Source organism: Streptococcus atopicus (genome assembly GCF_049166725.1).
Taxonomy (GTDB): Bacteria; Bacillota; Bacilli; order Lactobacillales; family Streptococcaceae; genus Streptococcus; species Streptococcus hominis.
Genome location: NZ_JBMHFC010000002.1, coordinates 45,350 through 58,555 on the forward strand (window position 1 = coordinate 45,350; position 13,206 = coordinate 58,555).

General features: G+C 38.9%; 11 protein-coding genes and 1 pseudogene. All 12 read left to right on the top strand.

Translation table 11 applies throughout. The features are described 5' to 3' along the window. Positions 1–13: 13 nt before the first annotated feature. The 12 genes and pseudogenes from ACOMA9_RS01610 (at position 14) to ACOMA9_RS01665 (ending at position 13,191) form a co-directional block, all read left to right on the top strand. On the top strand, positions 14–202 hold the full coding sequence (locus tag ACOMA9_RS01610) for a transposon-encoded TnpW family protein (RefSeq protein WP_000427739.1): 189 nt from the start codon (positions 14–16) through the stop codon (positions 200–202). Positions 203–313: 111 nt separating this feature from the next. Then, positions 314–1,933 (top strand): recombinase family protein, encoded by a 1,620-nt coding sequence (locus ACOMA9_RS01615; protein WP_421424442.1) that lies wholly within the window; start codon positions 314–316, stop codon positions 1,931–1,933. A gap of 85 nt (positions 1,934–2,018) precedes the next feature. After that, positions 2,019–2,114, top strand: a pseudogene (locus ACOMA9_RS01620) (Maff2 family mobile element protein); the annotation flags it as partial. A gap of 19 nt (positions 2,115–2,133) precedes the next feature. Further along, positions 2,134–2,997, top strand: coding sequence for a VirB6/TrbL-like conjugal transfer protein, CD1112 family (locus tag ACOMA9_RS01625; protein WP_006525981.1), 864 nt, complete (start codon positions 2,134–2,136; stop codon positions 2,995–2,997). 17 nt (positions 2,998–3,014) lie between these two features. Then, positions 3,015–3,278, top strand: a complete 264-nt coding sequence (locus ACOMA9_RS01630; protein ID WP_421424443.1) for a conjugal transfer protein — start codon at positions 3,015–3,017, stop codon at positions 3,276–3,278. A gap of 3 nt (positions 3,279–3,281) precedes the next feature. Then, positions 3,282–3,671 (top strand): PrgI family protein, encoded by a 390-nt coding sequence (locus ACOMA9_RS01635; RefSeq protein WP_421424445.1) that lies wholly within the window; start codon positions 3,282–3,284, stop codon positions 3,669–3,671. After that, positions 3,583–6,012, top strand: coding sequence for a VirB4-like conjugal transfer ATPase, CD1110 family (locus ACOMA9_RS01640; protein ID WP_421424448.1), 2,430 nt, complete (start codon positions 3,583–3,585; stop codon positions 6,010–6,012). Before ACOMA9_RS01635 ends, ACOMA9_RS01640 begins: the two co-directional genes overlap by 89 nt. 3 nt (positions 6,013–6,015) lie before the next feature. Then, the gene (locus ACOMA9_RS01645; protein WP_421424450.1) at positions 6,016–8,148 is read left to right on the top strand and encodes a CHAP domain-containing protein; all 2,133 of its coding nucleotides are present in this window, start codon (positions 6,016–6,018) and stop codon (positions 8,146–8,148) included. A gap of 11 nt (positions 8,149–8,159) precedes the next feature. Then, positions 8,160–8,399, top strand: a complete 240-nt coding sequence (locus ACOMA9_RS01650; RefSeq protein ID WP_187327789.1) for a conjugal transfer protein — start codon at positions 8,160–8,162, stop codon at positions 8,397–8,399. Next, a complete protein-coding gene (locus tag ACOMA9_RS01655) occupies positions 8,374–9,837 on the top strand; it encodes a CD1107 family mobile element protein (RefSeq protein ID WP_421424453.1) in 1,464 nt (487 codons plus the stop codon). Before ACOMA9_RS01650 ends, ACOMA9_RS01655 begins: the two co-directional genes overlap by 26 nt. A gap of 96 nt (positions 9,838–9,933) precedes the next feature. Continuing rightward, the gene (locus ACOMA9_RS01660; protein WP_421424455.1) at positions 9,934–11,640 is read left to right on the top strand and encodes a DNA topoisomerase 3; all 1,707 of its coding nucleotides are present in this window, start codon (positions 9,934–9,936) and stop codon (positions 11,638–11,640) included. A gap of 84 nt (positions 11,641–11,724) precedes the next feature. Continuing rightward, entirely contained in the window at positions 11,725–13,191 is a 1,467-nt protein-coding gene (locus ACOMA9_RS01665; protein WP_421424457.1) for an RNA-binding domain-containing protein, read from the top strand. Positions 13,192–13,206: the final 15 nt, after the last annotated feature.

Genomic DNA, 13,206 nt, shown 5'->3' on the forward strand with positions numbered 1-13,206 from the left:
AGGAGTATTGCCTATGGAGAATATCAAGCAGCACGACCACCGTACCACCCGCCGCCCCGACTGCGTGACGGAAATCCGCATGGGGAATACCGTTCTTGTCGTGTCCGGCTTTTTCAAGAAAGACACCACCAGCACCGCCGCCGACAAGATGGCGAGGGTACTGGAAGCGGAAGCCGCTGCTACACAAAAAAAGGCGATTTGACAAGCTGTAAAGAAGCAGATTTATCACTTTTACCGCTGTACAGCCGCCCCTGTTCCGTGGTACAATGAAACCACGGAATAGTGGGGCTGGCTGTCGGAAACGGAGGATTTTATGTTAAGACAAGCCACCCAAAACCTCATTACCGCCCTTTATCCGAGATTGTCCCATGAGGACGAATTGCAAGGCGAGAGCAATTCCATTTCCAACCAGAAACGGATTTTGGAAGCCTACGCCAAGCAGAACGGCTTTACCAATCTGCGCTGGTACACCGACGACGGCTACTCAGGTGCGAACTTCCAGCGGCCCGGATTTCAAGCCATGCTTGCAGACATTGAAGCCGGGGAAGTCGGCACCGTCATAGTCAAGGACATGAGCAGGCTGGGGCGTAATTACTTGCAGGTGGGATTTTACACGGAAATGCTGTTCCCTCAAAAGGGCGTGCGTTTTATCGCTGTCAATGACAACGTGGACAGCGCAAACGGCGGCATGGACAATGATTTTACCCCTCTGCGGAACTTATTTAACGAATGGCTGGTGAGAGATACGAGCAAGAAAATCAAGGCAGTAAAGAAAGCAAAAGGCATGAGCGGCAAGCCTGTAACCAGCAAGCCAGTCTATGGCTATCTCATGGACAAGGACGAGAACTATATCGTTGACGAGGAAGCCGCCCCGGTTGTCCGGCAGATTTACCAGCTTTGCCTTGCGGGAAATGGCCCGACCAAGATTGCCCGTATGCTGACGGAGCAGCAAATCCCCACGCCGGGGACGCTGGAATACCGCAGGACGGGCAGCACCCGACGCTACCACCCCGGCTATGAGTGCAAGTGGGCGACAAACACCGTCGTCCATCTGCTGGAAAACCGGGAGTACACTGGCTGTCTGGTAAACTTCAAGACGGAGAAGCCCTCTTACAAGGTCAAGCACAGCGTTGAGAACCCCATCGAGAAGCAGGCTATCTTCCCAAATCACCATGAGCCGATTATCGACACGGAAACATGGGAGCGTGTGCAGGAGTTACGCAAGCAGCGAAAACGCCCGAACCGCTATGATGAAGTGGGGCTGTTCTCTGGTATGCTGTTCTGCGCCGACTGCGGCCATGTGCTGTATCAGCAGCGGTATCAGAACAAGAACCGCAAGCAGGACTGTTATATCTGCGGCAGCTACAAGAAGCGTACCCGTGACTGTACGGCACACTTTATCCGCACCGACCTTTTGACGGCGGGCGTGCTTTCCAATCTCCGGCAAGTGACGGAATACGCCGCCAGGCATGAGAGCCGCTTTGTAAAGCTGCTCATCCAGCAGAACGAAATCGGCGGCAAGAGAAAGACCGCCGCAGCCACGAAGCAGCTTGAACAGGCCCAGACACGCATTGCCGAAGTGAACCGCATTATCAAGCGGCTGTATGAGGACAATGTAAGCGGCAAAATCAGCGACGAGCGTTTCATGGAGCTGTCGGCGGACTATGAGCAGGAGCAGCGGGAACTGAAAGACCGGGCTGCCGCTTTGCAGGAGGAACTTTCCAAGTCGCAGGCCGCCACCGTCAACGCCGAGAAATTCATGGGGATTGTGAGAAAGCACCTTGCTTTTGAAGAATTGACCCCCACCCTCTTGCGGGAAATGATTGAGAAAATCGTCGTGCATGAGTGCAGCTATGACGAGAACGGCACCCGCAGGCAGGACATTGAGATTTATTACAGCTTTGTCGGCAAGATAGACTTGCCGGAAGCCTAACGCCTGACCTATCCGACACAGCCCTAAGTGCCGGATAGGAACGGCAAAATTTTTTACACTTCTATTACTTCTTTATCGCACATTAGCAAAGAGCCAAGGTATTAAGCAGCTTATGGCTGGAGGAGGGATCGTTCTTATCGGACTTAAGCTCATTCCACTACTTGCCAATGTACTCAATTAAGAAGAAAAGGAGAGCTTAGATGTTTGGAATATTCGACAAGATAGAAGAATTCTTTAAGGAGCTTCTACTGGGCGGTATTCAAGCAAACTTAGAGTCCATGTTTCTTGACATCAACGATAAAGTTGGTGCAGTTGCAACAGATGTAGGTAAAACGCCTATGGGGTGGAACGGAGATGTATTTGCCTTTATCAAAAGCATTAACGATTCCGTTATCATTCCAATAGCGGGACTAATCATCACAGCAGTTCTTTGTATCGAGCTTATCAATATGGTAATGCAAAAGAACAATATGCACGATACAGATACTTTTGAATTTTTCAAGTACATCATCAAGATGTGGATTGCTGTATGGTTAGTATCCCATGCCTTTGAGTTTTCAATGGCAGTTTTTGATGTGGCACAGCACATGGTAAATAAGGCGGCAGGGGTAATAAATACCTCTGCCACCGTTTCCGGAGATCAGATAGTGGCAATGATGGATACCCTAAAAGAAAAGGGTCTTGGAGAACTTGTCATGATTCTCTTTGAAACCTCACTCATCAAGGTTGCTATACAGGTAATATCCGTTGTGATTATGCTTGTAGTTTACGGAAGAATGTTTGAGATTTATGTTTATTCATCGGTTTCAGCCATTCCATTTGCCACAATGGGAAACAAGGAGTGGGGACAGATTGGAACAAACTACATCAAAGGACTATTTGCACTTGGACTACAAGGACTCTTTTTAATGGTTTGTCTTGGAATTTACGCAGTTTTAGTTAAGACGATTAAGATAACAGATATACACACAAGTACCATGACGATACTTGGCTATGCGGTTTTGCTGGGGTTAATGATGCTAAAGAGCGGAACACTGGCCAAAAGCATATTAAATGCACACTAAAAGAAAGGAAAGATAGTATGGATAAAAGAAAAACAACATTTACAGCAGTAATAATAGTCGCAGGTATTATGGCGGTAATTGATAGAATCAGGATTCATAACAGGCTTGAGGATTTGGAAGAAAAAATAGATGACATCGGTCGCTGCCATAATGATTTTTACCTAATGCAGCAAAGATATAACAAGAATATAGATGAACAACTTGCAATTATTCAGGATGAAATCGGATCTGTATATGAACACTTTGAGGAGCTGCCAAAGGACAAAGAAGATGGGAGGTAAGCTATGGCGTATGTACCAATACCCAAGGACTTAAAGAAGGTAAAGACAAAGGTAGCCTTTAACCTTACAAAAAGGCAGCTCATAGGCTTCATACTTGCAGGACTGGTTGGAATACCAGTCTATTTATTTATGAGGAAGTTTGTGCCAAATGACATAGCTGTCATATTTCTTATCGTATCCACGCTTCCTATCTTTTTCATCACACTATTTGAAAAAGACGGACTGACATTTGAGAAATACTTTAAGTACATTTATCTTCATAAGTTTTATCAACCGCAAAAGAGAGTGAGAAAGGAGGTTTACCTTGGACAAGAAAAGAAAAATTCAGCAAATAAAACTCATGCAAAACGAAAAGGCATTGAGAAGTCAAAAGCGGGACTTAAAGAAAAGTAATTGCAAGTCAAAAAAAGATAAGGGAGGAATCCTTGACCTTATCTTTAAGAAAGAACCGAAAAGATATACGGTAGAAGATACCATTCCCTATCTAAGGCTTTTAAAAAGCGGAATATGCCAGCTTGATGAAAAGCACTTCAGTAAAAGTATAGCCTTTCAGGACATCAACTATCAGCTTGCCTTAGATGAAGATAGGGACTTGATTTTTAATCAGTTTGCAAACTTCCTAAACTCTTTTGATCCAAGTATCAGCATTGAGTTTTCATATATCAATCAGCTCGGACGAAACGAAGAAATGAAGTCGGCAATTCAGATACCGGATAAAAAGGACGGTTTCGACGATATACGCTTTGAATTTAGAGAGATGCTTAAAAGTCAGATTGTAAAGGGAAATAACGGACTTAAAAAATCAAAATATATAACCTTTACAGTAGAAGCAGACAATTTAGAGCAGGCTACATCAAAACTTGAAAGACTGGAGATAGATATATTGTCTAATCTCAAAAGTATGGGGGTTCGTGCTGAAAGTCTTACAGGAGAAGAAAGGCTAAAGATACTTCACGATATATTAAATCCGAATAAGACCTTTGAGTTTTCCTATAAGGACTTAAAGAAAAGAGAAAGCACCAAGACATATATTGCTCCTGATGAATTTAACTTTATGCCAAGCAGATATTTTAAGTTTGGAAAATTTATCGGTGCAGTCAGCCACTTTCAAATCCTTGCAAGTGAGCTATCTGACCGTATGCTATCTGAGTTTTTGGATATTGATGATAACATCAATATCTCTTTTCATATTAAGGCAATTGATCAGTCAGAAGCCATTAAGATGGTAAAAAGAAAAAACACCGATATTGATAAGATGCGAATTGAGGAAAACAAAAAGGCGGTAAGGTCAGGCTATGACATGGACATTCTTCCAAGTGATTTAATTACTTACGGAGAAGATGTAAAGAGCCTATTAAAAGACTTACAGACAAGAGATGAGCGAATGTTTGTGGTAAGTATCGTCTTTATGAACTTTGCAAGGACAGTGCAAAAGCTCGATAACACAATTGCTCAAATAAGCTCCATTGCAAATAAGCATAACTGTAAGCTGAAAAGACTTGACCATTCTCAGGAACAAGGTTTAGTGAGCGTGCTGCCTCTTGGTGTAAATAAGATTGAGATAGATAGAGGCTTGACAAGCTCATCAACGGCAGTATTTATGCCATTTACCACAGAGGAGCTTTTTATCAATTCAAGCAATAGTCTTTACTACGGACTAAATGCCCTAAGCCATAACCTGATTATGGCAGATAGAAAGAAATTAAAGAACCCAAACGGTCTAATCCTCGGAACTCCAGGCAGCGGTAAATCCTTCAGTGCCAAAAGAGAAATGGCAAATGCGATTTTAGTAACAGATGATGATGTGATTATTTGCGATCCGGAAGGAGAGTATGGAAACCTCGTAAGGCAGTTTAAGGGAGAAGTCATTAAGGTCAGCAGTAAGTCGAAGGATTACCTGAATCCTCTTGATATAAACATGAACTACGGGGATGGGGATGCACCGCTGAAAGACAAGGCAAACTTTATTATGAGTATGCTTGAGCTTGTAGTAGGCGGTAGTGGTCTTACAGCAGAAGAAAAGTCCGTTATAGATAGATGCCTACCTAAGATTTATGAAAAGTATTTTGAAAACCCAGAGCCTTGTAATATGCCAATACTGCAAGACCTATACGATATGTTAAAAGGACAGGAGGAAAAGGTTGGTAAGAAGCTGGCAACAGAGATGGAAATCTATGTATCAGGTTCTCTTAATGTCTTTAATCACAGGTCAAATGTGGATTTGAATAAGAAGCTCCTTTGTTTTGATATTAAAGAACTTGGAAGTCAGCTAAAGAAAATCGGTATGCTTGTTATTCAGGATCAGGTGTGGAATAAGGTGTCACAAAACAGAGGAAACAAGTCTACAAGGTACTATATCGACGAGTTCCATTTGCTTTTAAAAGATGAGCAGACAGCATCCTATTCCGTAGAGATTTGGAAAAGATTTCGTAAATGGGGAGGTATTCCAACAGGTATTACGCAGAATGTCAAAGACCTACTTATGAGTAAGGAGATAGAAAATATCTTTGACAATACAGACTTTGTCTTAATGCTAAATCAGGCTTCAGGAGATAGAGAGATACTTGCAAGAAAACTTAAAATCTCACTTCCTCAGCTTAGATATGTTACCAACTCCAATGAGGGTGAGGGACTACTATTCTTTGGAAATACCATTGTGCCTTTCATTGATAAGTTTCCGAAAGATACAATTTTATATCAGAAGATGACTACCAAGCCGGAAGAAGTGAGGTAGCCTATGGGAAAGAAGCTGAAAAAGGATTTTAAGGAAAGGCATAAGGCAAGCCTTGAAAGAGAGATGTTTCATAGTAAAACAGATACGATACCTGAAGAAAGTAAGCTAAAACATAACGATGATTACAGAGGTAAAATCGTTCATGAGAAAGAACGGTTTCAGGATAAAGTGCATGAAAAAACAAGTAAGGTAAGTGCTGATAATGAAAAGTCTTATGGAACATCCAAGAGAAACGAAAAATATAGAGCTTCAGATAAGGGAGACGTAAATTCTGCAATTGAAACGGGAAGATCAGATTATATTACGGAGGTTAAGGATGGAAAAATCTATGATCCTTTAGGAAAAGACCTTGATAATGATGGGATTATAGACAGATACGACAATGACTTTAGGGATAGCGACTACTTTGAATCAACCTATGATGTAGAGGATAATCTACCACAAAAAGAAAAATCATTAGAAAATCCATCTAAAAATCATAAGGTTAAAAAGAGCAAGTATAAAAGGAAAAACTATACCGAAAGCCTTTATACAAGGAAAAAGGATGATGTGTTAAAGGAGAATAAGCCTGAAGATAAAAAGACTGGAAAAGATACTGCAAGCAAAAAAGTTCATAGCAGTATTTATAAAGAGCAGAAGAAAAAGCTAAAAAAAGACATGGTAAAAGTATCTGCCCTTTCAGGACTTGCTAAAGGAAGTGAAACCGTAAGAGATTACTTATCTCATGGAAGTGATGAAAATCAAGGAGTGGAAGCAGGAGAAAAGACAGCAGATACAAGCTCCAAGCTCATTCATGGCATAAAGAAGTATTCTGATAAGAAAAGAGCTAAAAGAGGCTATGACCTTACAAATAAGGACTATAAAATCAGAAAGCGTAAGTCAAAGTTGGAATTTCGTGATGCCAAAAAGGAACTGAAAAAGACGGATGAGTATAAAAGAGCAAATGCCTATAAAAGATTTCAAAGGAAAAATCAGGTAAAGGCAGCAATTTCTCGTGAGAATAAGTCAAGGCTTAGAGATCGAATTAAAGAGGGACTTATCGGAACACTGAAAAGCTCAAAGGATATGATTATCCGAAAAGCAAAAGGACTAATGCTTATTTTCATAGGTATCATTATCTTAGGGACTTTTGTGATTAACTTTGCAGGAACGGGAATGACAGGCTTTATGAACTCTACAAGCTCTGTGCTTACAACAAGCTATTTATCAAAGCCAAATGTCCTAAGTGAAATCAATCAGAAATTTTCAGATATGGAGGGTGAGCTTCAAAGTGAAGTTGACCATGTGAAAGAAAATTATCCTGGATATGATGAATATATCTTAAATAATACAGAATACATCGGTCATAATGTCCATGAGCTTTTATCCTACATTACATCAAGGTGCGGAGAGGTAAAGAGTGTATCGGAAGTAGAATCCATATTAAAAGAATTATTTGAGTCCATGTATGACCTTGAGTATAGGGAAGAAATTGAAATCAGATACAGGACAGTTACAGAAAACTATACCGATGAAGATGGTAATGAATATACAGAAAGCCACGAAGAACCTTATGAGTATAAAAAACTCATCGTAACGCTTCATAAAAAAGAGATGGACAGCATTATCCGAAAGTTCTTTGCAAACTATCCCGATAATCTAAAGCATTATGAAGCCTTGTTCCTTGCACAAGGCAATATGAGAGAAGCCTTTGGTAATTCTGACCTTATCAGTGCAAATGGAGGTATCGGCGGTGGAAAAGAGTATGAGGCATCTACGGAAGTACAAAAGAAGATTGTTAATGCTGCATACATTACGCCATCTCCGGGTGCAGGATGGTGTGCCATGTGGGTATCACAGGTCTATCAAAATGCAGGACTTGGATATATAGGTGGGAATGCCTGTGATATGTACCGAAACTATACCTTTACATCAGACAGGTCAAAGCTAAAGGTCGGAATGCTTGTGGCAGTCGAAAGCAGCAGTAGCGGAAGCAGTGCAGGGCTTACCTATGGTCATGTAGGTATTTACATTGGAGATGGAAAAGTGATTGATAACATCGGTCGAATAAGAGTAACTACCTTAGATGATTGGATAGCAACATTTTGTAAGCACCATCCCGTAGGATTCGGTTTTCCGCCAAATGTAAAGAAATAGGAGGTAACAATTTGAAAAAGGAACTGATAGCAGTAAAAAACAGAATAAAGAAGTTAAATGATAAAAAGGCTCTGATTGATGAAGAATTGGAGCCTTTATTCATTCGTGAAGAAGAGCTTGAAAATGAAGAGATCATTGCCATTTGCAGAAAGAATAACATCACAATCAGCGATTTGATGGCAAAGGTAAACAGACAAAAAGCAGAAATAAAAAAGGAGAAAACAAATGAAAACCAGTTTGAAAAAGAATAATAAGTTTTGGACGGTAGCACTTGCGGTAATTGTAAGTATTAGTTGTATTTTAGGTCTTTGGACGGTTGTTTATGCACAGGAGCAAAAATCTGAAGCTCCAACAAAAAACGAAGCTGTTCAAACGGAAGTTGAAGTAAATGTAAGGTATATCTTTGAAGATGAAAAGGTCTTTAAGGAAGAAAAGATAAAGGCTGAGAAAGGACAACTTATTGATAGCGGAGATCTTCCAATGCTCCCAGATGATATGAAATTCATTGATGAGTTTCTGTTTTATGAGGTAAAGGGAGATGGAAAAGATGAGATTATCCGTAATATAGCAAAGGCTGAACTTAAGGATAAGGAAACGCAGACAGAGCTTTCCAAAGAGGATATTTCCAAGATGGAAAAGCAGGCAAAAGAACTTAAATGGGAGCTTGATAAGCTAAATGGTGAGATTAAGGATAAAGATAAGTTAAGCGATAAGCAGAAGGAAAAAATCAAAGCTCTTGAAGATGAAATTGAAAGTCTGAAAGAAAAACTGAAAAAAGAAAAGGATAACAAAGATTTATCTTCTGATATTAAAAAGGAAATGGACAAGCTAAATGAAAAGATTAAAGATCTTGAAAAAAAGGCTAATGAAGTGAATAAAGCTCCGGCATCATCTAATGTTGTTACACCAATTCCACCAAATAGCAGTATAAAAACAAGTTCAGGAAATTCTCAGGCACTTGTAAATACAGGTAAGGGAAGTGAACCAAAGACAAGTTTTGGAAATACTACAAAAGATGAAAATATTAAACAATCAAAAGATAAAGAAAAGGAAATTCGTTATCCTAATAAGCTGACAGCTAAAACGCCTGCTAACAATAACAGCCAAGATTCAGCTATGGATGGCACAAGTAAGAGTGTAAATACCAATAAGGGAGTAGCTTCTGCACCGTCAAAGGCAAGAGCTTCCGTTACGGAAAATAAGGATAATGCGAATAAAGATTACCCGATTCACCATAGGGATAGCAGCGATAACAAAGAAACGGATCAATATTCCGCTGATGCAAGGCAGTTTATTACCTTTCAAACTAAAAACGGTAAGACCTTTCATTTAATCATCAATCATGATGAAGATAGTGAGAATGTAATGCTTCTTACGGAAGTATCTGAAGATGATCTCTTAAACATGGTAGAGAAAAAAGAAGCACCAAAGCAGGAAGTAGTAAAAGAAGAACCTGTTAAGGAAGAAGTAAAGCCTGAGAAGAAGGACGAAAAGAGTAATTTAGGAACCTATATTATTTTGCTTCTTGTAGTAGGTGGTGCATTAGGAGCAGGCTACTATTTTAAGGTTTTGAAAAAGAAAGAAGATAAAGAACTTGAAGCCTTAGAGGAGGAAGATGATGATTTCTTTTCTGAATCTGAAAGTGAAGAAGAAACAAATGATGCAGATGAAGCAGAAGATGAGCAGTAATGCTGCATCAAAAACAATACAGTATTTGGTGCAAATGCAGGGCGGGAGAGTAACATCTTTCGCCCTATTTTGATTTATAACAGGAGGAAAACACAGATGAAGTTAGTTATTGCAGAAAAGCCGAGTGTTGCAATCTCCATTGCAAAGGTCATTGGAGCAAATAAAAAGAAAGACGGATATTATGAAGGAAACGGATATAGGGTGAGCTGGTGCGTTGGACACATAATTCAAATGGCAAATCCGGATGCTTATGATGAAAAGTACGCCAAGTGGAATATGGCTGATTTACCGATTATTCCGAGCGACTACAAGTATGAAGTAGCAAAGGCAACCAAGAAGCAGTTTAACATCCTTAAAAAGCTGATGAATGATAAGGAGGTTGATACGGTTATCAATGCGTGCGATGCAGGTCGTGAGGGAGAAAGTATTTTTAGACTTGTATATAATCAAGTGAATTGTAAAAAGAAGATGAAACGCCTTTGGATTTCTTCAATGGAAGATAGTGCCATTAAAGAGGGTTTTGATAACCTAACAGACGGAAAAGACTATGATAATCTCTTTGAATCAGCACAGGCAAGAGCTATTGCGGATTGGTTAGTCGGAATGAATATTAGTAGGCTCTACTCTTGTCTGTATCAGCAGAATTACAGTGTTGGCAGAGTGCAGACACCTACCCTTGCCATGATTGTAAAAAGAGATGATGAGATAGCAAATTATCAGAAAGAAAAATATTACACAGTAGAGCTTTCTATGAATGGATTTACACTCTCCACAGACAGAATTGATGATGAAGTTGCTGCTGAACAGCTTATAAGTTTAGTAGGCGATAAGATTGAAATAACCGATGTCATTCAGAAAGAAAAGATTACTAAACCTGATTTACCCTTTGACCTTACAACACTTCAAAGAGAGTGCAATAAGTATTTCGGATATAGTGCTAAACAGACACTTGATTATGCCCAAAGCCTTTATGAGAAAAAGCTCATCACCTATCCAAGAACAGACAGCAGATGTTTAACGGAAGATATGATTGTAAGTACGGTCAATAACATCTTGGGTAAGAATGACTTTGACACAGGGCGTATTAAGACGGTATTTAACTCTAAAAAGGTTACGGATCATCATGCGATTATTCCGACAATCAGTTCATTAAAGGAAGATGTTTCGGAGCTTCCTCCAAGCGAAGCAAAAGTTTATTTCCTTATATCCGATAAATTTCACGCAAGTGTAGGCTATCCACTCATTGAAAATATAACGAAGATAGTAGCTGAATTTGACGGCTTTGAATTTACAAGTTCAGGAAAGGTAATTAAAGACGAGGGGTTTACAAAATATCTTAAAGAGTATAAGTCCAAGAAGAATGAGGATGTAGAACTTCCTAATGTAAATGTTGATGATGCTTTAAACATTGAAAATAAAGAGATTAAAGAAAAATTTACCCAACCTCCCAAGCACTTTACAGAAGATACGCTTCTAAAGTCTATGGAGATTGCGGGAAATGACGCTCTTGAAAAAGGTGTAGAAGTGGAAAGAAAAGGTCTTGGCACACCTGCAACAAGGGCAGGAATTATTGAAAATCTAATCTTTAAGGGCTTTGTAGAAAGGGATAAGAAAAATCTTGTAGCCACGCATAAAGGGATTAGCCTTGTAACAATAGTATCCGATACCTTTAAATCAGCAGAAACAACCGCAAAATGGGAAATGGAATTATCGGATATTGCTCAGGGAAAATCTTCAAAGGAAGAATTTTTAGAAGCGATTGAAAATGAGCTAAAAGAGGCTGTTCTGACATACGCAAAGTAAGAGGTAACTAATTTCAGAGTGGAAAAAATCCTCTAAAAATGCTATAATATAAGCAATTTATTTGTAATTGTTAGGAGAATTAAGATGGCAATAAAAAATCAAGATTATATAAAAAATTTAATCAGAGAGTTGATTTCTTTGCCAAGTGAAACAGAATGGGTTGAATTTAAGCATAATAACGATGAACCTCAGATGATAGGTGAGTATATTTCTGCTTTGGGTAATTCTGCAACTTTATGGGGAAGACCTAAAGCATATTTACTCTGGGGTATTGATGATAATACACATAAAATTGTAGGAACTACATTTGATTATAGGGAGAGTAAAAAAGGTTCGGAAGAACTTGAAGCATGGTTATCTCGAATGACAAATCCAAGAATAGACTTCAGATTTTATAAAACAGAAATTGAGGATAAAAATGTAGTATTACTCGAAATTCCATGTGCAGAAAAGCAGCCAATTAAGTTTTCAGGTGAAGAGTATATTAGAATTGGAACAAATAAGAAGAAGTTGAAAGAATATCCTGATAAAGAGAGATCTCTATGGGCAGCTTTTGATACAACTCCGTTTGAATTAAGAAATGCAAAAGATAATATTTCGTTTCATGAGGTGTTAGATGTACTGAATGTAGCGGGATATTATGAAAAGATGGGGTTTGCATTACCACAAAATAACAATAAAATATTGGATGATTTTACTAATGAAAAGTTTATAAAAAGAAATGATTCCGGAAGCTATGATATTACTAATTTAGGAGCATTACTTATTTCAAGAGATTTAAAGAATTTTGAGGGTTTAGCTCATAAATCTATAAGAGTAATTTGGTATAAAGAGAACAATAGACTTGACACGATACGGGAAAAAGTATTCAGTGAAGGTTATGCTATTTCATATGAGAAAATTGTAGATTATGTTTTGACTGTCATTCCACAGGAAGAGATAATTGAAGACTCTATAAGAAAAACCAAGTTGGGTTATCCGGAGATAGCCATTCGTGAGTTAATTGCCAATATCATGATTCATCAAGCTATTGAACAAAAAGGGACAAGTCCTATGGTTGAGTTATTCAAAGATAGGATAGAATTTTCAAATGCAGGTTCGCCATTGGTTTCGATAGACCGCATTGTTGATACAGTTCCGATTTCAAGAAATGAAAATCTTGCAGGATTTATGCACAAATGTGGGATTTGTGAAGAAAGAGGAAGTGGTTTTGATAAGATAGTATATGCGACAAGTAAGAATTCTATGCTTGCTCCTAAAATCGAAAATCAAAGTGATAAATTCACAAAAGTAACTCTCTATTTGAAAGCTCCTTTTGACTTGATTAGTAAAGAAGATAGAATAAGAACTTGTTATATGCAGGCTTGCTTTGTCTATGTCAATGGAGAGAGTATAACGAATAATTCGCTCAGAGAATTATTTGATATAAGTGATAAAGATAAATATAAAGCATCGAGGATAATTAAAGATACATTAGAAGCCAAACTTATTAAGCCAGTTGATGAAAATACAGCTCCGAGATATATGAAGTATATTCCTTTTTGGGCTTGATTTAAGTTGCAGTAA